Consider the following 21,978-nt stretch of genomic DNA (forward strand, 5'->3'; position numbering starts at 1 on the left):
CGCGATTTCCCACAGGAATAGGAGTTACGCAGTAGTGGCCTTGCGTCCATGGAGGGTCGGGCGGCCTCGGCTGGTATGATGGGATTTATGAAAAACGATGTTAAATGTCAGGATACGAACTACATCGACTTCCTCATCGCCAGCCCCAAGTCCTTCTCCTGCACGGAGGCCGCCAAGGTGCAACCCGAGTCGCAGGACGCCCCCGCACACGATGCCTTCACCCGGCTCCTCCGCCGCCTCGAGCCCGATCCCGAGACCTTGTGGGCCGAGGCTCGCCCCCTGGTCTCCCTCAAGGGAGGCCTCCTCGTCCTCGACGATTCCACCCTCGATAAGCCCTACGCCCATAAGATCGACCTGGTCAGCCGACACTGGTCCGGGAAGCACCACGCCGTCGTCCGCGGCATCAACCTCACCACCCTGCTGTGGACCGACGGCGACCGCCATATCCCCTGCGACTACCGGATTTACGACCACGAGCACGACGGGCTGACCAAGAACGACCATTTCCGCAACATGCTCCGGGCGGCTAAGTCGCGGGGTCTCGCCCCCGACTGTGTCGCCTTCGACGGCTGGTACAGTGCCCTGGAGAATCTGAAGCTGATCCGCGGCTTGAACTGGCATTGGCTGACGCGGCTGAAGATCAATCGCCGGGTTAACCTCAACCGGCAGGGCAACAAGGCCGTCGACGAGACGGCGATCGAGGCCGCCGGCACGATCGTCCATCTGGAAGGTTACGGCCTGATTCGTGTCTTCAGGATCGTCTCCCGAGACGGAGACACTGAGCACTGGGCGACCGACGACCTGGCGATGGACGAGCTGACGCGGTTGGTGCTGGCCGAGCGGACGTGGGCGATTGAGAACTATCACCGGGGCCTGGAGCAGTGCTGCGGGGTCGAGCGATGCCAGGCCCGGGTAGGTCGGGCGCAGCGCAACCACATCGGGATGGCGATCCGGGCCTTCCTGCGGCTGGAGCGTCATTTCTATGCCACCGGGGTGAGTTGGTACGAGGCCAAGGCACAAATCATCCGGGGAGCCGTCAGGGCTTATATCGCTCAACCCTTGTACAAACTTCCATGACCGCGTAACTCCTAAGGAAATAACCCAATCCGGCGATGATCGTCGTAGTCACCCAGGGTTGATCCCGGATAGGCAACTTCGCATCGACCCCGGCCGCTCGGCTCGCCACCGCGGCGGCCGCCGCGACGAGGCGGAAGAAGCTGCCCACGATCTTCGCCATGAACTCGCGATACCAGGCCGCAACGTGCCGCCACAGCAACGAGACGGTGCCGAGGGCAAGCACGCCGGTGCAAGCGACGAAGGCGGTGGTCCAGAAGGCCATCGATTCGAGATGGTCGAAGACGTAATTCCAATTCACCATTGCGCTCGACTCGCGACATCCAATCCTCATCGGCGGCCTGCATTCGACACCTCTTTTTACCACGAAATTCGCGAGACGGTCAGGAGTGGCCCCATCGCGACGGCCATCGGTCGCGGTCGGGGACTTGCGGCCCCACGGCGAGGCCTGCGGCGGCGACCACGAGGCGGCGCCGGCCGCCGCCCCGGAGACGACTCTCCCCGTCACGCACGCGGCCCGCGTACTCCTGCGGGGGATGGAGGCCGGGTTCAGGGGGCGCTGAGGCCCCCGCCGACCTTCAGGGCGCAGGCGGCCTCGGTGGGCCGATAGCTGCCCTCCGCGCCATGGAGGAAGGTGCTGACCGGGTAGACGAGCCCCGCCGCCATCAGCTCGCGGTAGAGCGGGAGGTTCTCCTCAGTCACCGCCACCCACTCCCCGGCCAGGCGGCGGCGGAGCAGGGCGGCGGCGGATCCTGTCAGCGTGGCGGTCGCGTCGTCGGCCATCGGCATGCCTCCTCCTGATATCCGCACCGGCGACGGGATGACCCTCGCCACCTTCCTGCGCATCCGTTCAATCGCCCCGGCCCTTCGTCGCCTGCTCGGCCGCCCTGCGGAGGTGCTCCCGCTTCTCCCTGAGCTTGGAGTAGTGCTTGTGGAGCACGGCGGTCCCCGAGTGGCCCATCAGCTCGGCGACGGTGGCGTCGGGCACGCCGTTCTCGAGCGCGTCGGTCGCGAACGAGTGGCGGTAGACGTAGGCGGTCACGTCGTCGTCGAGCCTGTCCGACTTGCGGACCTTCTTGCGGCGGAACCGGCAGTTGATCGCCTGGAGCGTCCAGGGGTTGCCGTCCGCGTTGCGGAAGATCGGGCCGTCGGGGTGCCGGGCGGCCAGCCGCCTCGTCAGCTCCAGCAGGGTCGGGTTCATGTAGACCACGCGATCCTTGCCGGTCCTGGCGGTCGTCTTGCCCGCGATCACCCAGACCCCCTGGGCGAAGTCGACGTCGGCGGCCGTGACCTTGATCGCCTCGCCCGGGCGGATGCCCGACTCCATCATCGCCACCAGGAAGTCCCGGAACGGGTCCCCCTCGAGATACCAGGCGAGGATCCGGCCCCGCTCGTCGGCCGAGAGCACCCGGTCCCGCACGGTCGCCGCCGGCTTCTCGTAATCCTCGATCGGATTGGCGGGGATGAGGCGGTTCTCGGCCGCCCAGTTGAGCAGCCGCTTGAGGATGGTGATGGCGGACCGCTGGCTGGATTGCCCCCAGCGTTTCTTGCGCTCGGCGGCGACCCAGGCCCGGACGTGGCGGGGGGCGATCTCCGCCGGCGGTAATTTGGGGAACCGGGCCTCGAAGTCGGCGAGGAAGCGGCGATACCAGGCGGCCGTCTCGGGGGCGACGGCGTTGGCCGCGTCGACGAGGAAGTGCTCGATCGGGCCGCCCAGCAAGAGGTTTCGGGCGGGGGCGGCCAGGCCCTCGCCGGCCATGAGCCGGTGCCAGGCCGCGACGATGTCCCTGGGGGGCTTCCAGTCGCCGCCCTCCTTCCTGGGGGGCGGCTCCTTAGCGGGGTGCTTTCCCAGGGGGCGCTGGACCCCATCGACCTGGATGTACCAGGCCTTGGTCTGCGAGCGGTACCACGGCTTGGGGGCTTTCATCGGCATCCTCCGATGCCGTGCACGTAGCGTGCACGGCGGGGTGATTTCGGGAGGAGTCGTCTGCCGATAAGTCCTTGCGTGTCCTTGAGCTGGGGATCTAGGATTCGAACCTAGACTAAGTGATCCAGAGTCACTCGTGCTACCGTTACACCAATCCCCAAAATTGGTAGAGTTGAGGGTGTTTGCCCTCGACGTGCTTATCCTAGAGTCTCGGCTCATTTCTGGCAAGAGCAATGCTGAAACGCTAGGGGTCAATCTTAACTCTTTGCCTCATCGAACGTTTGGGCTTCTAAGAAAACTTGGAAAGAGCCTTCTGGGCAAATTTGAGACTGACTGAAGATCTACGCCAGGAAGTTCCAAGGCCGTGAATTAGGCCGTTGGCCAGATGGTTACTCAGAGGGGATCGGACTGAGGGTTCCCTGGAGGATCGGCTTGGGCTTAGAATCATGCAGGTCATGGGGGAGAAGGCGAAGTATTGGCCGGGATGAGAGAGATTGGCCGTTTCGGCGAAGGAAAGAGGGGGTTTGTGGAAGGGGACTCACCGGGAAAGAGGATCGATTGGGTGAGTGCCGTCATGGCGCTGGTCACGAGCGTGGCACTGGCCACGACGATCTATATGCGGTATGGGCCGGAGAAGCCCAATGAGTCGCTGGGGCTCGGGGAGTCGATGCCGCCTTTGAGGTTGAGGGACCTGGAGACGCTGGAACCTCTCGTCCTGGTGGGGCTCAAGGGGAAGGTGGTCTGGGTCAGCTTTTGGGATCAGGCCAAGGGCGAGGATCTGCTGGCGCTCGAGAAGGCGACGGACGGGATGAAGTCGCGCAAGAAGTTCACGGTCGTGGTGGCCGCAGTCGACGAACGGAATGCAGCGGCATTTCGGAAGGCCGTGGCCGAGGCGAAGGTCGGGTTGCCGACCTATCTGGCGAGCGAGGAGACCCGGAAACGGTTCGGGGCAGAGGGGAGTTCGTTGCCGTTACACGTCCTCGTCGATCGCGAGGGGAAGGTCGGGGCTGTTGCGCATGGGAGCAGGCCCGAGACGTTGAAACGACTCGAGGACCAGGCGGAACGCTGGTTGGATGAGATGGAGCCGCCGGGGGCCTCGCGCTTCGCCTCGATGGGGGGGAAAGATCGAAGGTCAGTCCGGTAAGGCCGCGACATATCTCAGGAATTTGGCCGTGTCTCGAAGCGGAGGCCCGTGGCCGAAGCATATCAGGGCGGGCTCGAGCCTGGCGAGCTGGCGGGCGGATTCGCGGTTGCGCCTCGGGTCGATCGTGTACATCAACTGTGGTTCATGAAGGCCGGGGACGCCGGTCCAGATGTTCATGTTACAGAGGACGTCGCCCATGATGAGCGTGCGGTCCGAGGCTCGCCAGTAGGCGACGTGGCCGGCGCTGTGGCCGGGGGTCTCGATGACGGTGAAGCCGCCGACCTCGTCCCCCTCGCGGAGGCGCCGAGAGACGGGATGGGCGGGGCCCATGAAATAGCGGCCGATGTTGCGGTTCACCCAGTTCTGGGGCAAACGCTCGATGATGAGGTCCGTGTCCTCGACGGCATCGGCGTCGGCCTCGCCGCACCAGAGTGGGATGTCGAGCGCCCGGCAGACGTCGTGAGAAGCCCCCTGGTGGTCGGGGTGGGCGTGGGTCAATGCGTGGGCCCGGACGGTCTGGCCTCGGAGCTGACGGAGGATCCGACGCGTCGCGAACTTCGCCCCGGCGTCGATCAGGACGTCTCCCGCGAGGTAGACGTTGATCGCGTAAGGGGGGATGCCGCCGAGCAGGTAGAGGCTATCGGCCAGGCGTTTCATGTGCGATGTCGCGTCGTCGTGGATGGATTCCTGGGGCCCCTGAGCGGGAGACCTGGATGGGGCGCGTATCAGGAGTCGAGGGCGTCGAGCCTGGCGCGGAGGGCGGCGGCGGCGGCCTTGGGACTCTCGGCGCGGACGATGGCCGAACTCACGGCGATCCGGGTTGCGCCGGCCTCGAGGACGCGGTCGACGTTCTCCTCGGTGATGCCGCCGATCGCGAACCAGGGGAGGTTCGTGGTCTCCGCGGCCGTGCGGACGTAGGCGAGGCCCGCGAGGTCGGAGAAGTCCTTCGTCGTGCTCGAGAAGACGGGGCCGACGCCGATGTAACCCGCCCCTTCTAGGATCGCGCGGTCGAGCTGTTCGCGGTCGTGCGTCGAGATGCCGATGAGCGCGGTCGGACCAACGATGCGCCGGGCGTCGCGGAAGGTGACGTCGTCCTGGCCGAGGTGCACGCCGTCGGCCCCGGCGAGGCGCGCGAGGTCGGGGCGGTCGTTGACGATGAAGCGGGCCTTGGCCTGCGCGGTGAGGATGCGGACCTCGCGGGCGCGGGTCAGCCACTCGCGATCCGTCAGGCCCTTCTCGCGGAGCTGGATGACGTCGACGCCGCCGGCGAGGGCCTCGCCCACGACCCAGGTCAGGTCGCCGAGGGTCGGGAGGCCGCCGACGAGGAGGTAGAGCTTGGCATCGCCGAGGGCGCGGTAGGCCGACACGGCCGTCATCGTGAGTTTTTCGAGAGTGTAGACGTCGTAGCGGAGGACTTCGAACCGTCCTGCGAGCCAGACGTCGACGAGCTTGCCGTATTCCTCGAGGGTCCGGAGCGCCTCGCCGGCTCGCTTGAAGTTGGCGGTGAGGACGGCCCTCGCGTTCTCACGGCTCTGCTCCGAGGCGGTCATGATGTGGGTGCCGACGTCGCCGCGCGTGTCCCTGGAGCCGATCAGGACGTCGGGGTCGAACCCCTTGATGGCCTCCGCGAGCCGGTGCCGGACCTCCTTGAGCCGCTTGGTGAGGCCGGGATCGCCGAGCACGAAGCGGACGTAGTCCTCGACGACCCGCAGGCCCTCGCGGGCCCGGTTCGCGGAGGCGTCGAGGATCCGGCCGAGGTCGACGGCCTGGCTCGGGTCGACGAGCTCCAGCGGGGCCATCTCGACCGGGAGGGGGAGCGGGTCGACGTCGGAGCTCGTCTCGGGTGCGAGCTTCTGGACGAGCTCCTCGACCACCAGGCCGGCTTCCGCGAGGATGTCGGCGGCCGGGCCGGGGGCGGCCAGCAGGCCGGCGAGGAGGTGCTCGGTGCCGACGGGTCGGCCGCGGTCGAGCGTCTTGGCCTGCACGGTGGCGTCGTTCAGGGCGGCGCGGAAGGCCTGCGACTGGGGCAGGGGAGGGAAGCTTGGGCTCGGCTCCGAGTCGTCAAGGAACTCGGCCTCCAGGCCGAGGGCGGCGAGCAGTAGCTCGGCGTCCAGGCCGTGCTCGGCGAGCAGCTCCGCGGCGCGGCTCTCGGACTCGTCGACGAGGGCGGCGAGGAGGTCAGTCGGCTCGACGCTGGCGGCCCCGCGTTGCCTCGCCCGGATCTGGGCCCGTTCCAGGGCCCGGAAGGCCCCTTCGGTGAAGGATTCAAGCATGCCTTTTCTCGATGTTCCGCGGAGGGCCCGTTGCCTTGATTTCCCCTAGGGGCCCTGCCATGATAAAAGCGTCGTGGCTCGATGTTCAACCAACGTCATACGACTTGCGTGGCCCAAAGCAGGGCCCCGAACCGCTCGACTACCGCGCCCGCCACCCACCTTCTTCAAACAGGAATCCGACGTGCTCGACCGCATCATCCCTCTGCTGCTGGTGACCGTCTCGCTGATCTCCGTCGCGACGGTTGCCCCCGCCGAAGAACCCGCCAAGAAGCCGGAATCGGTCCTCTCGTTCCAGATGAAGGACATCGACGGCAAGACCGTGGACCTGGCGAAGTACAAGGGTGAGGTCCTGCTCATCGTCAACACCGCGAGCCAGTGCGGCCTCACCCCGCAGTATGACGCTCTCGAAGACATCTACGAGAAGTATAAGGCCCAGGGCTTCGAAATCCTCGCCTTCCCCGCCAACGAGTTCGGCAACCAGGAGCCGGGTAGCGACGACCAGATCAAGACCTTCTGCTCCTCAAAGTACAACGTGACCTTCCCGCTCTTCTCCAAGATCAAGGTGAAGAACGAAGGGATCCACCCGCTCTACCAGTTCCTGACCAGCAAGGAAACCAACCCGAAGTTCGCCGGCCCTATCGGCTGGAACTTCGCCAAGTTCCTGGTCAACCGCAAGGGTGAAGTGATCGCCCGCTTCGAGCCCAAGGAGAAGCCCGACTCGGAAGCGATCACCAAGGAAATCGAGAAGGCCCTCGCCGAGGCCAAGTAACAGGCCCTCGCCCCTTTTGATCCGGGCCGGCCAACGAGTTGACGGCCGGCCTCGAAGACTTCGATCGAAATAGCAAGACGCCCCGATCCGAGCATTGGCTCGGATCGGGGCGTCTCTGTTTCCATCAGGGGAGGGGCCTTGACTCCTCCAGCCGATCGGCTGATCGTGGCTCAGCCCCGGGCGCGGCTGTTGCGACCCTGTCCGGGGTTGGCGGTCTGGATCGGCCGATCGACTTTCGGAGGCGAGAGTTCGTCCGGGGTCGCGATGACGCGATCGCCGGCCTTCACCCCCGCGACCACCTCGGCGAAGAGGGAGTCGCTCCTGCCCAGCTCGAGGGACTTCCACTGCCAGGACGGGCCTTCCTCGGTCGGGTTGGCGAGTTCCAGGGCGGCGTACGGCTTGCGGTCGACCCAACGGATCGCATCGAGCGGGATCCGCGTCACCGAGGCCGGGTAATCGACCTCGAAGTTCACCTCGGCGCTCAGGCCTGGGCGGAGCTTCTCGAAGATCCCCGACTCGATCTGAACCATCGCGTAATAGATCCGGACATCGGAGACCGGACCGTTCGCCGGCGCCGGGATGGCGGTGATCTGCGTGACCCTGCCATGCATGATCTGGTCGGGGAAGGCATCGACCCGGATGGTCGCCGACTGCCCCGTGCTGAGTTGGGCGACCTTCGACTCGTTCACCTTAGCCTTGACCTGCATCTGCTTCGGGTTGGGCACCGAGAAGATCGGCTGGCCCTGGCGGACGGTGACCCCTTCCTGGATCTGGTTCTCCACCTGGCCCCAGCCATTCGCCTGGTTGAAGTAGACGACGATGCCGTCGCGGGGCGCCCGCAGGACGCACTTCTCGACCATCTTCTTGAGCCGACGGAGCCGCTCGTCTTCCAGGACGAACTGGGCCTCGAGCGAGAGCTGGTCGGCGCGAATGGCCTCGATCTTCGCCTTGCGGGCCTTCTCGATCCGCTTGCCCGTGAAGTTCTCGAGGCGGTTGAGCATGCCGCGGGCCTCGCGCAGGGCGATATCGGCCTGCTGCTCGGCCAGTTCATCGGCCTTCACCTGGGCCGTCGAGCGGAACCCCTTCTTGGCGGTCTCTTGCGACCATTTCAACGCGTTTGCGGCCCGATTGTATTCAGTCTCGCAGGCATTGATGTACTGGCGAATGAGCTGGATGTCCTGCGGGTAGATCCCTTGCTCGTACTCCCGCAGGGAGATCTCGTTCACTTCGAGGATCGACTTGGCCTGATCCACCCAGGCCTTGGCCTGGAGGAAGCGGATCTCTTGCGCCTGGAGCTCATCCTTGAAGGCCGAGGCGTCGAGCTCGCAGACGACGTCCCCGGATTTGACCTCGGAACCCTCGGGCAGGATCCAGAGGATGCGGGTGGAGCCGGCCTGCTGGGTCTGGCCATTGTTATTACCGCCCCCGCCACCACCGCCGCCCCCGCCTCGGCCACCTCGACCGCCACCGCCGCCCTGCTGCTGTTGCTGGCTGGCGGCCTTCGCCTGGGTGCTGTTGGACGATGCTTTCGTCGCCGTACCTCGGAGGGGGATGTGGGGCTCGACAATATAGCTGAAGCTGTTGACGCTGGGCCGCTTCAATGTGTTCGTCGCTCCCTCGGCCGAGGCTCCCCCGGCCGCGCCCTGGGCCGCGGCGGGGTCGGCAGAGGCCACGCCGGCGCCTGTGGCCTTCGCCTTGGCACCCCCGGCCGACTTCTTCGCGGCGGCTCCTCCGGACGCCTTCTTCGTGGCCGCCGGGGCGGGAGTCGCCGCGGCAGCACCGCCGCCCTGTCCTCCTCCCTGGCCACCCTGACCGCCCTGGCCACCCTGACCGCCGGTACCCGCGGCTCGGCCGCCTTGCGCATTGGCCGCGCCCGTCGCGTTAATGCCGAGCAACGACTCGACCTCGCAACGGACCGGCAGGTTATCCGAGCTCTCGAGCGTCCCATTCTCCGTGATCACGAGCGCGAGGTTGCCCTGGTCGACCTCGACCGTGCGGATCTTCGCAGCGGGCTGCGCCCAAAGCCTGGAGATGCGGAACGACGTGGCCCAACCCCAGTAGCCCAGGCCGAGGGCGACGGCCAGGCCCAGCCAGACCGGCCACTTCCGCCGATGCTTGGTCTCCGGGATGACGAGCGCCCCCGGTTCCTCGCCGTGGATCAATTCCGCCTCGGCATCGTGCGGTTGGGATTCGAAGGATAAGGACATGGCGATACTCCCCCCAACGGTTGGAGCGGAGGGGGATCCTCTAAAGTAAAGAAGACTCAGGGTCGTACCGCAATCACGCTCGGCTCCGAACTCCTGATTATGAACCGTTTTCGGTTGAAGGTCAATGCAAGTTAGCTTGGGTGCTTTTGGGGATTTTTTGGCTAGTTGGATGAATGGAAAATTTAGACTCTCGCCAAAATTGGGGGAAATGGGCAGAAAAATCCTGGTCAATCGTTATAGTGCGAGCTATGAAGCTATAGACTTTTAGTTTTGCGACGAGAATGCGGTTGAGTCGTGTTGTGCTGGTTGTAGCCGGCACATTGCGAGAGATGGATTCCGAGTAGGCTTCCCCGGACTCGATTCGGATGAGCCTACGTATGTTGCTTTGGCTGATAAGGTTGGGGAATGAGCCTCGAGGCCTATTCCCTCTCCCGGCCAATTCCGCGCCGAGTGTGCGCCGTTCGCGGTGACTCACGCGAATCTCAACTCAACTTACAACCAAGAGTACACAGCACGGGGCTCCTCCATGGGAGAGCGGGATCGGCGTGCGCGCCGTGCCTGCTTAATTAGGTGGAGCCTCCAGGGTGAGGTTTGGCATGAATTTTGGCGCTCTGGTGTCCGCACTCCGAGGGAAGTCGACTCGCCCGGGAAGGAAACCTCAGTGGCGGCCCCGCTTGGAATCGCTCGAATCGCGGATGGTCATGTCGGGCACGAGCGGCGACTACGTGTTGAGTGGCTATCACTGGTCGAATACCACGCCCATCACCTACAGCATTGCTCCCGATGGTGTTTACTGGGGTCATGGGACCAATATCCTGAACTCGACCTTCAATGCCAAGTTTGGGAACGGGGTCTGGCAGCGTGAAATCGCCAGGGCCCTGGCGACGTGGGAGTCGGTCGCGAATATCAACATCACCCAGGTGGCCGATTCTCGGGCCGACCTGAACGCGTCGGGCAAGGACCAGGGAGATTCGAAGTTCGGGGACATCCGCTTCGGCGGCTTCGTCTTCGGCGACGCCCCGACGACCCTGGCCCAGACCTTCTTCCCGCCGCCCCAAGGCGGCACCCAGGCCGGGGATGTGGAGATCAACATGGCGTTGAACTACTCCATCGGGAGCGCGGGGTATGACCTGTATAGCGTCATGCTCCACGAGACCGGCCACTCCTTGGGCCTCGAACATGCCAGCAGCAACGCGGAGGTCATGTCCGGGACCTATGGCGGCGTGCGGACGGGCCTGAGCGCCGGCGACATCGCCGGGATCCAGGCCATCTACGGCGCCAGGACCGCCGACGCCTACCAGGCAAGCGGGCAGGGGACCAACTTCTCCAATGCGATCGACGTGAGCGGCGGCCTGAGCTATGGGAACGCCCTGATCTCGAACGTCTCGCTGGACACCATCGGCGACACGGAATACTTCAAGGTCGTGGCCCCGGCAGGCAGCGGGGCGGGCTTGACCGTCTCGGCGATCGCCACGAACGTCAGCATGCTGAGCCCGAAGATCACCCTGTACGATGCCTCGATGAACGCGCTCGGCAGCCAGGCGAGCCCCTCCTCCTGGAGCAACACGGTCAGCACGCAGACGGGGCAGGTCGTGCCCGGCCAGGTGTACTACGTCGCCGTCACCGGGGCGACCAGCGATGTGTTCTCGGTCGGCGGCTACAACCTCCAACTGAACTTCGGCGGGATCACCGCCCCGACGCCCACCCCCACGCCGACGCCGACCCCGACGCCCACTCCCACGCCGACCCCGACGCCGACCCCGACGCCAACTCCGACGCCCACCACGACTCCGAATAGGGGCAGCCTGAACTTCGGCCCCACGCCGCCCGCCACTCAGCCGGTCGTCGTCAACATCCCCGCGGATCGGTACGAGTCGAACGACACGATCGCGACGGCGACCCGGATCGGCTCCGTCGCCTCGAGCGTGACGCTCAGCAACCTGACGCTCAACACGGCGAATGACGTCGACAACTACTTGATCCAGCCGATGCGGGCGGGCCTGTACAAGGTCACCGCGACCGGCACGCAGATCCGGATTTTGAACGCGGCCGGGCGTCAACTCGCGGCCGGCTTCGGTGCGGTATCGTTCTCCGCGGCCCGGGCGAGGACGCCGCTTTATGTCTCCATCAGTTCCACCGGCCAGGCTGTCGCGAACTACACGCTGAACGTCGCCCCGCAGACCCAGGCCCGCGGTGGCCTCGGCGGCGGCCGGCTCACCGCCCGCCAGCGGCTGATGGCCCTCCGGTCTCATTGAAGGCTCTCCTTGGCTGTGGTAGCCTGAGCGGACCTGATGAAAAGCGAAGCCCGGGGCGTGGAGAGACTCCCGCCCCGGTGGTCCACAACCAAGGAGCGACTGCCATGGCCGAATACACCCTCCCTCCTTTGCCGTATGACTACGCCGCCTTGGAGCCGCACATCAGCGCCAAGACGATGCAGTTCCACCACGACAAGCACCACCAGGCCTACGTCACGAACCTGAACAACGCCCTGAAGGATCACCCCGACCACCAGGGCAAGTCGATCGAGGACTTGATCTCCAACCTCGACGCCCTTCCGGAAGCGATCCGGACGCCCGTCCGCAACAACGGCGGCGGCCACGCCAACCACACCCTCTTCTGGGAGATCCTCAAGCCGGGCGGGCCGAGCGAGCCGACGGGTGCCCTGGCCGAGGCGATCACCAAGGATCTCGGCGGGTTCTCGGCGTTCAAGGAAGCCTTCACCAAGGCCGCCACGACCCGCTTCGGCTCCGGCTGGGCCTGGCTCGTCGTGGGCAAGGACGGCAAGCTCGCCGTCACCTCGACCCCCAACCAGGACAGCCCCCTCATGGAAGGCCAGACGCCGCTGCTCGGCCTCGACGTCTGGGAGCACGCCTACTACCTCGACTACCAGAACCGCCGCCCCGACTACATCGGCGCCTGGTGGAACCTCCTGAACTGGGAAGAAGTCGGCGGCCGGTTCGCCGCCAAGAAGTGAACAGGTCTGTCCCAGCTATAATCCGGTGTCTCTGGATCGCTTGACCCGATAAACGCGGGGCCTTCGATCCGGGTTGACCGGGTCTTCGATTCGGTTATGATCCGGGCGCCTCGGGGGAAGGATCTCCCGAAAGCGTCCGGTTCCTTTCTTTGCTAGGCACCTCGTTACCTGCGGAATTCCTCCGGCGCCCGCCCAAAGGGTCGCATTGCGGAGGCCGCTCGCCGGGCCCAAACGGTGGTTGCGTCATGTTCCCCCCGACGAACGAGGAGACCTTGCCGATGGATCGGCTCAAACGCGCTTTGACTGCATGCGGACTTTCGGCGGTGTTGTTGAGTATGGGGACGGGTTGCCGCAGCACGCGTTCCGAAGTGCCGCCGGGGCGTCCCTACTCGGGCGACGGCCGCCAGGCCCCGCCGATCGGGTTCAGCTCCGATCCCCGTCCCCTGCCGAACAATGCCGCAGGGCTGACTCCGGGCGTGATCCCGAACACGAGCGGTAAGTTCGGAACTCCCACGCCGGGCGACTCGGGACGTTACGGCATCCCGACCGATGGCGCCTACGGGCCGCCGGGGACCTCGCCGCTGGGAGCCGCGCCTTCGGGCCCGGGACAGGTGGCCTCGCCGAACCTGGCCAATCCGCCGTCCGCCAGGCCGTCGTTTGCGGGCGGGGCCGATGGCCCGACGCCTCCCGCCGAGCCCCCTTCGGACGACCGGCCCGATCCGGCCCAGTCCCCCCTGGGCAACTACACGCCCTGACCGAGTATGATGGTCAAACCGAGGCGCGTGCCTGCGACGGCGGCCGGCCCGCTCGCCTCGGGGTCATTCGGTCTCGAGGGGTGACCCCGAACCGATCCTAGGGTCGAGACCGATGTCGGACGAACTCCTGATCCTGTTCGAGGATCCCCACGTCCTGGCGGTCGTCAAGCCCGCGGGGCTCTTGATCCAGGGGACGCCCGGGCAAGGGCCCACCCTGGAAGCGATGGTGCGTCGGCATCTCAGCCCGGATGCGCCCGAATCCGCCTACCTCGGGACGATCCATCGCCTCGATCGTCCCGTCTCCGGCGTGGTCGTCTGGGCGAAGACGCCCAAGGCCGCTCGCAGGATCGCCTCTCAGTTCGCCGCACGCGAGGCGTCGAAGGAATACTGGGCCGTCGTGGAAGGGGATGCCGGGGGCCTGGGTGGGCGCGGGACCTGGCGGGACTGGCTCTTGCCTCCGGATGCCGGAGGGGTCGCACGCGTGGTCGAGGCGGAGACGCCAAGGTCCAAACAGGCGGTGACCGCCTTCGAGCGAGGACGGTCGGGGCGCACCCCGGAAGGGACGACCTGGCTCAGGCTCTGGCCGGAGACAGGTCGAACGCATCAGATTCGCGCCCAGTGCGCCGCACACGGGTTCCCGATCCGGGGAGACCTCGGCTACGGCTCAACGCACGCGTTTCCCGGAGGGATCGCGCTGCATGCCAGAACCTTGCGGCTCCGCCATCCCATTTCGCAGCAGGAGTTGAGGTTGGTCGCGCCTCTCCCGGGCGCCTGGGCTGATCAAGGAGTCGTCTTAACCGAGACCCCTTCTTGAAGTGCGACGAGGCGATCCCTCCCTGGATATTCGGCTCAAGACCCTCAATCGATGCTGATCCCGACGATCTTGAGCCGGAGGGTCCCACGGGGGATGGGGACTTCCACTTCCTCGCCCAACTTCTTGCCGACCAAACCCTGCCCGATCGGGCTCGTGGTGAGGATCTTGTTCTGGTCGTAGTCCTCTTCGCCGGGGCCGACGAGGATGAAGTCTTCTTCGTCGTTGATGTCGAGGTCCAGGACCCGGACGCGCGAGCCGAAGACGACGCGGTCGGTAGGAAGCGTCGACTTGTCGATGATCATGGCGCGGGCGAGCTTATCCTGGAGCTCGTTGATCCTGGCCTGGAGCATGCCCTGGGCTTCGACTGCCGCGTCGAACTCGGCGTTCTCGGAGAGGTCTCCGTAACCCCGGGCCTGGGCAATCTGCTCGGCGATCCGGGGCATGTCCTCGTTTTTCATCTGGTCGAGTTGGGCCTTGAGCTTGTCATAGCCTTCCTTCGACATGGGGATCCGGTCAGTGGACATGCCTGTCTGCTCCCAAAGTCGTACTATCGCGTCGGCGTTTCATTAAATAAGGACGCCGCATTGGGACTTCGTCGACCGTCTCGAAGAGTGATGCGAGATGAGGTCCCTGGGAAGCTGCCTACAGAAGCAAACACCGCGGCTCCGGGGTGAATCCGGGTACCGCGGTCTCAGCAACGTGTTTTAGCCTAGTCTTCACATTCATGCGACGCAATACCAACACGGTGCATGCGTGCGTGGTGCATGCGTAAAAATGTTGCTGGATCGTGGGGGATGGCCCGTTGAGGCCTCCTTCAGAACCAATGGAGGGGGGCCGCACCAAGGGCGGCCCCCTCCCGAATCGGCCGGGAACGCGTTCGCGCATTCCCGGCTCGAGGCTCGGGGATCATTCGTGCCGAAGGGCGTCGATCGGATCCATCAAGGCGGCTCGCTGGGCCGGGTAGAGGCCGAACAAGATCCCGATTCCCACGGAAATACTGAAGGCCAGGAGCACCGAGAAGAGGGTGACGACGGCCTTCTGCTCGGGGATGAAGTAGACAATGATCTGAGGAATGGAGATTCCCAGGGTGACGCCGAGGAGGCCGCCCACGCCGGAGAGCACCACGGTCTCGATCAAGAACTGCTGGGTGATGTCCTTCCGCTTGGCCCCCAGGGCGCGTCGGATGCCGATCTCGCGGGTCCGCTCCGTCACCGTCGCCAGCATGATGTTCATGATGCCGATGCCGCCGACGAGCAGCGAGATCGACGCGATCGTGCCGAGGATGATGCTGAACTGGCGGGCCGTCCGCTTGGCCTCGTTCAGCAGGTCGAGCGGGACGATGATGTCGACGTCCTTCTTGAGGTGGAAGGGCTTCACCGCCGCCTCGACGATCGGATGCGTCGGGCCCACGTCGGCCAGGCTGGCCACCTGGAGCGTGAACTGCGAGAGCTGCGTCTCCTCGGCTTCCATCGAGCCGGCGCGGCTGTTCATGATCCGCTCGCCGAAACGCAGCTTGCAAGTATTAATCGGAATATAAACGTCCTTGTTGAACTCTTGCGCGGCGAGGCTGCCGCCGATGCCGGCCGTGCTCGCCCGCTCGCGGGTCACGCCGATCACGGTATAGTAGTCGGAGCCGAGCTTGACGGTCTGCTGGAGGGGATCCTCGAAGGGGAAGAGGGTCTTGGCGGTTTCGTACGCGAGCACGGCGTAGTTCTGATACTTCTCGTTGTCGAGCTCGCTGAGGAACCGCCCCTTCTCGACCTCGAGGTGGTTGAAGTCCAGGTAGTCGTGCGTCGTGCCCACGACGCGGCCGTCGATGAAGCGATTGAGGTGGCGGACCTGCTTGCGGATCTCCCGAATCGGGAGCGCCTTCTTGATCGTCGGCACGGTCGCCATCACGCGGTCGAAGTCCTCATACTTCAGGCCATAGTTGAGGATGCGGGCCGGTCGCCCGCCGGCGGCCTGGGCCTCGTCGCTCGGCTTGATCGAGCGGACGATGATGTTCGTCGCACCGAGCTGTTCGAAACGCTTCTGAGCCTCCCGGCTCGAGCCCTCGCCGATGGCGAGCATGGCGATCACCGCCGCGACCCCGAACACGATACCCAGCACGGTGAGGCCGGAGCGGAGCTTGTGCAGGAGTAAGCTCTTCAGCCCGAGTTTGAATCCGCGCAAGATGCGTTGCATGGTCGTCTCGGTATAAATTGGGAGAGTTAAGGTTGGAGGAGAGGCCGAAGGCCGTTGATGATTGCGGATATGTTTCGAGCCGGTGCAACTCGATGCGAGGCGGCTGGCGACGGCTCCGGCTCTCAGGGGCCGGACGCCTTCGCCCCGATCAGGAGGATCGCCCGGGTCGACGACCGATGACGGGCGTCGACTTACGTGGTGACGAGGCCGTTGTGCCCGTTGGCGGCCGCCTGGGCCTGGGCGGCGAGCATCCTCGGGCTCGGCCCGTCGTCGATGATCTGTCCGTCTCGCATGCGGATGATGCGCTTGGCGCACTCGGCGATGTCGTCTTCGTGGGTCACCATGATGATGGTCTTGCCGGCGTCGTTGAGCCGCCCGAGCATGTCCATGATTTCATGGCTGGTCTTGGTGTCGAGGTTACCCGTCGCCTCGTCGGCCAGGATGATGTACGGGTCGTTGATCAGGGAGCGGGCGATGGCCACACGCTGCTGCTGTCCGCCCGAGAGCTGCGTGGGGCGGTGGTCGAGGCGTTCGCCAAGGCCGACCATCTTGGCCAGCTCGACCGTCCGCTGCTGCACCGCCTCGCTGATCTCGCCGTCCCCTTGATAGGTCAGGGGGAGCTGGATGTTCTCGGTGACGGTGTACTGCTGGATGAGGTTATAGGACTGGAAGATGAAACCGATGTAGCGGCTGCGGACCTCGGAGAGCTCGTCGTCGTTGAGCTGGGCCACGTCCTTGTCACCAAGGATGTACTGGCCGCTGCTGGGGCGGTCGAGGCATCCGAGCAGGTTGAGCATGGTGCTCTTTCCCGACCCGGACGCGCCCATGATGGCGATATATTCGCCCTGGTAGAAATCGACCGAGACCCCTTTCAGAGCGTGAACGGTCACGGTCTGATCGGGGCCCTTGCGGCGGCCGAAGAGGCCGCCGCCGCTCGAGTGATGGCCCATGACGTACGTCTTGCGGACGTCGACGAGCCGGACGATGACTTTACCGGAACCCTGACCCATCACTGTTGGGGACCTCCCCTGCCGCCGCCACCGAAGCCACCGCCGCCTTCACCGCCGCCAGGACCACCGGGGCCGCGACCACCGCCGCCACCCTTCATCTTCTCCATAATCATGTCGACGTTGCCTTCGGGGACGCCGCGATCAATGAGCATCTTCCTCTGTTCGTCGGGGCTAGCGGCTTGGAATTTAGCACGTTGCTCCGGGTCCATTTTACCCATTGCCCCGCCGCCACGCTGTCCTTTTCCGCTCGCTTTCCCCTTACCTTTGCCTTCGGGCCCGCCACCCTTGCCGGCGGCGCTAGCGGCCGGCGGGCCGCCGGGGACGCCCGGGATGTCGGACTTGCCCTTGGGGGCCGAGCCCCATTCCTTCTTCGCGCTGTCCTTGCCCGAGCCGAAGGCCTCGCGCTTCTCGTCCTCGCTCATGAGCGAGGTCGGGTTCAGGGCGACGAGGTCGCCGGTCTTGAGGCCCTCACGGACCTCGATGTGACGATCGTTGGTCGTGCCGAGGACCACGTCGCGGAAGGCATACGAGTCGCCGGCGCGGACGGCGATGTGATCCTTACCTTTATATTGGAGCACGGCCTGGACGGGGACGCTCAGCACGTTGTCGAGCTCGGCCACGAGGATCTCGACCTGGGCGGTCATGCCGGGACGGAGCCCGCTGATCCCCTTGTCGATGGTGACGTGGGTCGTATAGACCTTGATGTCCGAGCTGAAGAAGCTCGAGGGGTCGGGCAGGGGGGCGACGTCTCGGACGGTGCCGGTGAGCACCTGATCGGCGAAGGCGTCGACCCGGACCCTGGCCCGCAGGCCGGCCGACAGGCGGTCGATCATCGACTCGTGGACCTTGACGTTCACCCGCATCTGGCTGATGTCGGGCAAGCTGAAGATCTTCTGGCGCTCGCGGACCGCGGCGCCTTCCTCGATCTGGGGCTGGGAGCTGCCGCCGAACCGGTTCGGGTCGTTGGCGTAGACGACCAGGCCGTCGTCCGGGGCGTACAGCATGCAGTTCTTGATCTGGACTTCCAGCTTGGCCTGCTTCTTCTTCTCAAGGTCCCAGGTCTGCTCCTTGGCGAGTTCGTCGGAGCGGGCCTTCTCCACGTCGCTCTTCAACTCCTTGACCGTCTTCTCCTTGGTGAAGTCGATGAGCACCCGGTGCTTGGTCTGGGACTGTTCGAGCGAGAAGTTCTTCTGCTGGAGCGAGACCTTATCGGCGAGGTTCTGGGCGATCGAGACATACCCCTTGGCGAGCATGCGGTTCGACCACTCGAGGCGATCCTCGGCCCGCTTCCGCTCGGCGTCGGCCAGGGTGATCTCACCCTTGACCGTCTGCTGCTCCTGGAGGAAGACGCCTTCGACGTATTCCTTGACCGCGATCTCCGCGACTTCGCGGGTCAGCTTGGCGTTGAGGTAGGCGGCCTTGGCCCCTTCGGTCGCGATGACCTGGTTGGTCAGCGAGTCCTTCAGGGTGGCCGAGTCGAGCTCGCAGACGAGCTCGCCCTTCTTCACTGCCTTGCCTTCCGGCACGATCATGATGATCGTCGTCGAACCTTCGACCTGGCAGTAGACGTCCTTATTCTGGGCGCTCTCGAGGCTGCCACGCTCGACGACCGTGACCGGAAGGCTGGCCGGTCGCACTTCGTAGGCGATGACCTCGGTCTTCGCCGAGGCGAAGAGCTTGGTGATCGACTTGTTCACGCTCGGGACGCCGAGGAAAGCTCCTACCCCGGCGACCCCGATCGCGACCAGCACGACCAGCATGACCATCTTACCGATTGATGACTTCCGTCGGCCGGACCGTTGGAGTTCGGGCAGCTCCCGGGCCGGCACCGAAGGTGTTGTTGTTTGCGGGGGCTGCGGCTCCGTTGCCGGAGGAGTCTGAAGGGAAAAGTTCACGGTATGCCTCCCATTCGTCATACGGCAAGGTGCCGAGGTCTCGTAGTAGGGCGAGCCGACCAGTCTCGTAAGTCAACCAAGTGTTAACGAGCGTATTCTCGAGGGTGAGCAACTGATTCTGGAAGCTGATGAGGTTACTCGTCTGGGTCGCCGCCAGGCTGGCCTGGGCGACGCCGCCACCGCCACCGCCTTGCTGCTGGGGCGGGGCGATGATCTGCTCGAACGCCTGGTCCTTCTGTCGGATCGTGAGCACGAGATTCCGCTTCGCAATCTCGTAGTAGATGTAAGTCGACTGCAGGGTACGAACGTCGCCGCGTAGGCCGATCTTCAACTGGTCTTCGGCGACCTGCAAGGCGCGGCGCTGACGCTGATAGTTAATCAAGGCCGCGCGGAATTGGTTTCGTTCGTTCATGCGGACGAGAGGCAATTCCGCGTTGAGAATGAGTGAGAATTCCTTGGCCTGGCTGAGGAAGGCGAACGGGTTCGACGTCGTAGGGGGGGTGACGAACTGGTTGGTCAGCGTGACGTTGAACACGCCCTTCAGTGCGTTTGCCTGCACCCGGATCTGACGCCAGAAGTCGTAGAGCTGGGCCCGGGCATTCATCAGGTCGAGGCGATGCTCGAGCCCGACTCGCTCCGCGGCAAGGAGGACGTCTTCAAGCTCATCCTCATTATCCGTTTCTTTTTTGTAGACGGCAAGCAGCGATCTGCCGTCGATGACCACGTCTTCCAAATCGGGGAGCCTGCCGACGATCGAGGGCAGATCCTCGAGCTTACGCTTGGCGTCTCGCTGCCAGATGTCGATCTCGTTGAAGGTTTTCTTGAACTTCGCGGTCAGGGCTCGGTCCAGGATGATGGGCACGTCCGGCGGCAGCCCGAGCTGGAGCTTCAGGGAGTCGAGCGTATTGCGGTAGGCGAGCTTGTCCTGGACGAGCGTGCGACGAGCATTCTGAACCTGATTATCCACCTGGTCGAGCTGAAGTTTCGTCAAACCCGAAGATTCGCCGAGGATCAGCTCAGAGTACAGCTTGTAGAGTTGCTCGAACGCGGCCAGGTTCTTGCGATCGTTCTCGATCTGCTGGATGTCCTGGACGACGTTGAGGAACCCGGTGACCGGGTCGGAGTTGCCGCCGCCCGAGAAACCCTGCGTGATGCTGGTGCCCGGGGTCGAGAACGAGCCGCCCACGAGCGTGGCCACCACGAACTCCTGGCGGAACTTGGCGAAGGCGCGGACCTGATAGAGGAGGTCACGCTCGGCCTGGGTCAGCGGCTCCAGTGTGACGGCCCGTCCGCCGCCGCGGAGGAACGGCTGCACGAAGGTCAAGGGGAGCGACGACTGGACGCTCGGCTGCTTCGAGTTCTTGCCGATGAAGTTGAAGACGACCTGGTTGGCGAACCCTAGGAGGAGCTGGCCGCCGGTGCTGAAGACCTTGCCCACGCCGGCCACGGTCCCGATGCTGAGATTCGAGGCCGGGAAGCCGGTCGCCCTGGTGGCATAGTTGAAGTTGTTCGGGGGATTCGAACCCGCGAACCCGCCCCCGCCGAGGGCACCGCCCGTTGGGACGTTCGATCCCGACCCGAACGGCGAGATCCCGGTCGGCCCGATCGGCGATCCCTTCTGCGCGGCCCCCGTCAAGGGCGAGAGGCCTGCGTAGAACTGGGGCTGGAAGGCGAAGCGCTGGAGGGTCACGGCGAGGCTCGCCAGGTACAGCTGCTCGAGCTGGAACTGGTACACGCGGGCATTGATCAGGCCGAGGACGAAGGCCTGCTCGATGGTCAGCTTGTAGGGGCGAGAATCTCGAGCCAAGCCCGCAGCCTCCGCATCGTCGAAGTCGATCTCGCCGGGGACGAGGATCCCAGCCATTTCGCTACCAGCCGCCTCGGACGCCTGATACTCTTCGGGAGTGAGGTCGGGCCTGGGGTTGTCCGGCGCCGAGAGGTCACGATCCCTCGGATCGGGATCCATGCCGACCGGTGGCGTGCCGACGTCCCTCGGGCGTCGCGACTTCACCTCTTCCTCCTCCACCGGCTGTGCGGTCACCGGCGCGGGAATACCCGTCTCCTGGAAGGCGGCGAGCTGCACCGCTCGATCCAGCTTTCCATTCTTGGCCTGGGGTGGAGTCGAGGTTTCCGGACGAGGAGGAGTCGAGGTTGGCGCTCCCGGTACGTTTGTAGGCGATGTTTCCCCGGAGGCCGGCCCGGAATTCCCATCGGAGCCGAATGGCGAGGGGGAACTCGGCGGAGGGAGCGGAGGAGCCGTGGACGTCGGCTTCCCGTCGGTGTTTGGTTTCGCGCCCGAGTTGGGCGGGCCGTTGGCCCCGGGGGCCACGTCATCCTCGTCCGGATGGGGCCTCGGGTCGCGTCGGGGTTCGTCGGGCGGCGAGGGCTGGGCCCCCGCGGCGACCTCGCCACGCTGCCAGGCGTCCAGGAGGTCGAGGTAGCCGGTGCCTTCCGCCGGCACGAGGAGCCGGTTGTCCGGCCACTGCGGGACGGGGGAGAGGGCCTGGGCGGCGTAGTCGTCCGGCGGGGCCGGCGGCACGTCGGGATCATAGGGGTCCGCGAAGCGCGACAGCGCCGGCGGGTCGATCGAGAAGAGGTCGATCCGCCATCTCGGATCCCGGCTCTTCTCGAAGATCGCTTGCGAAGCGTCCTGGTTCGCCCACTCGCGGAAGAATTCGCGGGTGCATCCCGCCTGGGAGCACATGGCGAGTATGGCGATCAGCAGCTTGCATCGATGCGAGAGGCGCGGGGATGGTGACGAGAACGCGCTGGCATTCATAAGAATCGCCTCGGAACATGCGGGATCGCGGAACATCCCTCGATCACTACGACGTACGCCTTGGACTCTTTGTCTCGAGTCGCCGGGCATGACACTCGGCAAGCCCGGCGTGGGTCGGTCGTGCTCCCGATCGGGACCGCAGTCGGGAGATCCATCCCACGTCGGTCATTTCT

Annotated in this window: 19 protein-coding genes and 1 tRNA gene; 8 read left to right on the forward strand and 12 right to left on the reverse strand. The window is 65.2% G+C overall.

Features of this window, described 5'->3' with window-relative positions:
- Positions 1-48: 48 nt before the first annotated feature.
- Positions 49-1,077, forward strand: coding sequence for an IS701 family transposase (locus tag ACOYYX_RS12125; protein ID WP_422930053.1), 1,029 nt, complete (start codon positions 49-51; stop codon positions 1,075-1,077).
- Here ACOYYX_RS12125 and ACOYYX_RS12130 read toward each other — a convergent pair.
- Positions 1,037-1,378 carry a hypothetical protein gene (locus ACOYYX_RS12130; RefSeq protein ID WP_422930163.1) on the reverse strand — a complete coding sequence of 114 codons (342 nt, stop codon included), beginning with the start codon at positions 1,376-1,378 and terminating at the stop codon, positions 1,037-1,039. The genes ACOYYX_RS12125 and ACOYYX_RS12130 overlap by 41 nt on opposite strands.
- An 85-nt stretch (positions 1,379-1,463) precedes the next feature.
- Between ACOYYX_RS12130 and ACOYYX_RS12135 the strand changes: the two genes are divergently transcribed.
- Positions 1,464-1,637, forward strand: a complete 174-nt coding sequence (locus ACOYYX_RS12135) for a hypothetical protein (RefSeq protein WP_422930164.1) — start codon at positions 1,464-1,466, stop codon at positions 1,635-1,637.
- Here ACOYYX_RS12135 and ACOYYX_RS12140 read toward each other — a convergent pair.
- From ACOYYX_RS12140 to ACOYYX_RS12150, 3 genes are all read right to left on the reverse strand, one after another.
- Positions 1,624-1,857: a hypothetical protein gene (locus ACOYYX_RS12140; RefSeq protein ID WP_422930165.1), complete on the reverse strand. Its 234-nt coding sequence runs from the start codon at positions 1,855-1,857 to the stop codon at positions 1,624-1,626. The genes ACOYYX_RS12135 and ACOYYX_RS12140 overlap by 14 nt on opposite strands.
- Positions 1,858-1,924: 67 nt before the next feature.
- Positions 1,925-3,001 (reverse strand): tyrosine-type recombinase/integrase, encoded by a 1,077-nt coding sequence (locus ACOYYX_RS12145; RefSeq protein WP_422930166.1) that lies wholly within the window; start codon positions 2,999-3,001, stop codon positions 1,925-1,927.
- Between the two features lie 89 nt (positions 3,002-3,090).
- A tRNA-Gln gene (locus ACOYYX_RS12150) sits at positions 3,091-3,161 on the reverse strand.
- Positions 3,162-3,563: 402 nt separating this feature from the next.
- Here ACOYYX_RS12150 and ACOYYX_RS12155 point away from each other — a divergent pair.
- Positions 3,564-4,145 (forward strand): TlpA family protein disulfide reductase, encoded by a 582-nt coding sequence (locus ACOYYX_RS12155; RefSeq protein WP_422930167.1) that lies wholly within the window; start codon positions 3,564-3,566, stop codon positions 4,143-4,145.
- On the opposite strand, the gene ACOYYX_RS12160 is transcribed toward ACOYYX_RS12155, so the two are convergent.
- Together ACOYYX_RS12160 and ACOYYX_RS12165 are read right to left on the reverse strand one after the other, a co-directional pair.
- Complete coding sequence (locus tag ACOYYX_RS12160; protein WP_422930168.1) at positions 4,134-4,802, reverse strand: MBL fold metallo-hydrolase; 669 nt, start codon at positions 4,800-4,802, stop codon at positions 4,134-4,136. The genes ACOYYX_RS12155 and ACOYYX_RS12160 overlap by 12 nt on opposite strands.
- Before the next feature lie 68 nt (positions 4,803-4,870).
- Positions 4,871-6,418, reverse strand: coding sequence for a thiamine phosphate synthase (locus ACOYYX_RS12165; protein ID WP_422930169.1), 1,548 nt, complete (start codon positions 6,416-6,418; stop codon positions 4,871-4,873).
- Positions 6,419-6,599: 181 nt separating this feature from the next.
- On the opposite strand from ACOYYX_RS12165, the gene ACOYYX_RS12170 reads away from it, so the two are divergent.
- Positions 6,600-7,187 (forward strand): glutathione peroxidase, encoded by a 588-nt coding sequence (locus tag ACOYYX_RS12170; protein WP_422930170.1) that lies wholly within the window; start codon positions 6,600-6,602, stop codon positions 7,185-7,187.
- Between the two features lie 170 nt (positions 7,188-7,357).
- Here the strand turns inward: ACOYYX_RS12170 and ACOYYX_RS12175 are convergent, their stop codons facing one another.
- The gene (locus ACOYYX_RS12175) at positions 7,358-9,394 is read right to left on the reverse strand and encodes an HlyD family secretion protein (protein ID WP_422930171.1); all 2,037 of its coding nucleotides are present in this window, start codon (positions 9,392-9,394) and stop codon (positions 7,358-7,360) included.
- Between the two features lie 701 nt (positions 9,395-10,095).
- Here ACOYYX_RS12175 and ACOYYX_RS12180 point away from each other — a divergent pair.
- The 4 genes from ACOYYX_RS12180 to ACOYYX_RS12195 all read left to right on the forward strand — a co-directional run bounded on the left by ACOYYX_RS12180 (position 10,096) and on the right by ACOYYX_RS12195 (position 13,937).
- Positions 10,096-11,649 (forward strand): matrixin family metalloprotease, encoded by a 1,554-nt coding sequence (locus ACOYYX_RS12180; RefSeq protein ID WP_422930172.1) that lies wholly within the window; start codon positions 10,096-10,098, stop codon positions 11,647-11,649.
- Between the two features lie 104 nt (positions 11,650-11,753).
- Positions 11,754-12,368 carry a superoxide dismutase gene (locus ACOYYX_RS12185; protein WP_422930173.1) on the forward strand — a complete coding sequence of 205 codons (615 nt, stop codon included), beginning with the start codon at positions 11,754-11,756 and terminating at the stop codon, positions 12,366-12,368.
- Positions 12,369-12,691: 323 nt separating this feature from the next.
- The gene (locus ACOYYX_RS12190; protein ID WP_422930174.1) at positions 12,692-13,123 is read left to right on the forward strand and encodes a hypothetical protein; all 432 of its coding nucleotides are present in this window, start codon (positions 12,692-12,694) and stop codon (positions 13,121-13,123) included.
- Between the two features lie 112 nt (positions 13,124-13,235).
- The gene (locus tag ACOYYX_RS12195; RefSeq protein WP_422930175.1) at positions 13,236-13,937 is read left to right on the forward strand and encodes an RluA family pseudouridine synthase; all 702 of its coding nucleotides are present in this window, start codon (positions 13,236-13,238) and stop codon (positions 13,935-13,937) included.
- 44 nt (positions 13,938-13,981) lie between these two features.
- On the opposite strand, the gene greA is transcribed toward ACOYYX_RS12195, so the two are convergent.
- From greA to ACOYYX_RS12220, 5 genes are all read right to left on the reverse strand, one after another.
- Positions 13,982-14,461, reverse strand: a complete 480-nt coding sequence (gene greA / locus ACOYYX_RS12200) for a transcription elongation factor GreA (RefSeq protein WP_422930176.1) — start codon at positions 14,459-14,461, stop codon at positions 13,982-13,984.
- A 382-nt stretch (positions 14,462-14,843) separates the two neighbouring features.
- A complete protein-coding gene (locus tag ACOYYX_RS12205) occupies positions 14,844-16,121 on the reverse strand; it encodes an ABC transporter permease (protein ID WP_422930177.1) in 1,278 nt (425 codons plus the stop codon).
- Between the two features lie 191 nt (positions 16,122-16,312).
- Complete coding sequence (locus tag ACOYYX_RS12210) at positions 16,313-17,131, reverse strand: ABC transporter ATP-binding protein (protein WP_422930178.1); 819 nt, start codon at positions 17,129-17,131, stop codon at positions 16,313-16,315.
- A complete protein-coding gene (locus tag ACOYYX_RS12215) occupies positions 17,131-18,891 on the reverse strand; it encodes an efflux RND transporter periplasmic adaptor subunit (protein ID WP_422930179.1) in 1,761 nt (586 codons plus the stop codon). Before ACOYYX_RS12215 ends, ACOYYX_RS12210 begins: the two co-directional genes overlap by 1 nt.
- A 7-nt stretch (positions 18,892-18,898) precedes the next feature.
- On the reverse strand, positions 18,899-21,805 hold the full coding sequence (locus ACOYYX_RS12220; protein WP_422930180.1) for a hypothetical protein: 2,907 nt from the start codon (positions 21,803-21,805) through the stop codon (positions 18,899-18,901).
- Positions 21,806-21,978 lie beyond the last annotated feature (173 nt).

Origin of the sequence: Singulisphaera chitinilytica (assembly GCF_049331405.1) — a bacterium.
In the GTDB taxonomy this organism is placed as follows: Bacteria; Planctomycetota; Planctomycetia; order Isosphaerales; family Isosphaeraceae; genus PoT.

What these genes read in the sequence shown, in the direction of transcription:
- ACOYYX_RS12125 (WP_422930053.1), top strand. Translation starts at nt 49, where the DNA reads ATGGAGGGTCGGGCGGCCTCGGCTGGTATGATGGGATTTATGAAAAAC.
- ACOYYX_RS12130 (WP_422930163.1), bottom strand. Translation starts at nt 1,378, where the DNA reads ATGGTGAATTGGAATTACGTCTTCGACCATCTCGAATCGATGGCCTTC.
- ACOYYX_RS12140 (WP_422930165.1), bottom strand. Translation starts at nt 1,857, where the DNA reads ATGGCCGACGACGCGACCGCCACGCTGACAGGATCCGCCGCCGCCCTG.
- ACOYYX_RS12145 (WP_422930166.1), bottom strand. Translation starts at nt 3,001, where the DNA reads ATGAAAGCCCCCAAGCCGTGGTACCGCTCGCAGACCAAGGCCTGGTAC.
- ACOYYX_RS12160 (WP_422930168.1), bottom strand. Translation starts at nt 4,802, where the DNA reads ATGAAACGCCTGGCCGATAGCCTCTACCTGCTCGGCGGCATCCCCCCT.
- ACOYYX_RS12165 (WP_422930169.1), bottom strand. Translation starts at nt 6,418, where the DNA reads ATGCTTGAATCCTTCACCGAAGGGGCCTTCCGGGCCCTGGAACGGGCC.
- ACOYYX_RS12175 (WP_422930171.1), bottom strand. Translation starts at nt 9,394, where the DNA reads ATGTCCTTATCCTTCGAATCCCAACCGCACGATGCCGAGGCGGAATTG.
- ACOYYX_RS12180 (WP_422930172.1), top strand. Translation starts at nt 10,096, where the DNA reads ATGTCGGGCACGAGCGGCGACTACGTGTTGAGTGGCTATCACTGGTCG.
- ACOYYX_RS12185 (WP_422930173.1), top strand. Translation starts at nt 11,754, where the DNA reads ATGGCCGAATACACCCTCCCTCCTTTGCCGTATGACTACGCCGCCTTG.
- ACOYYX_RS12195 (WP_422930175.1), top strand. Translation starts at nt 13,236, where the DNA reads ATGTCGGACGAACTCCTGATCCTGTTCGAGGATCCCCACGTCCTGGCG.
- greA (WP_422930176.1), bottom strand. Translation starts at nt 14,461, where the DNA reads ATGTCCACTGACCGGATCCCCATGTCGAAGGAAGGCTATGACAAGCTC.
- ACOYYX_RS12205 (WP_422930177.1), bottom strand. Translation starts at nt 16,121, where the DNA reads ATGCAACGCATCTTGCGCGGATTCAAACTCGGGCTGAAGAGCTTACTC.
- ACOYYX_RS12210 (WP_422930178.1), bottom strand. Translation starts at nt 17,131, where the DNA reads ATGGGTCAGGGTTCCGGTAAAGTCATCGTCCGGCTCGTCGACGTCCGC.
- ACOYYX_RS12215 (WP_422930179.1), bottom strand. Translation starts at nt 18,891, where the DNA reads ATGCTGGTCGTGCTGGTCGCGATCGGGGTCGCCGGGGTAGGAGCTTTC.
- ACOYYX_RS12220 (WP_422930180.1), bottom strand. Translation starts at nt 21,805, where the DNA reads ATGAATGCCAGCGCGTTCTCGTCACCATCCCCGCGCCTCTCGCATCGA.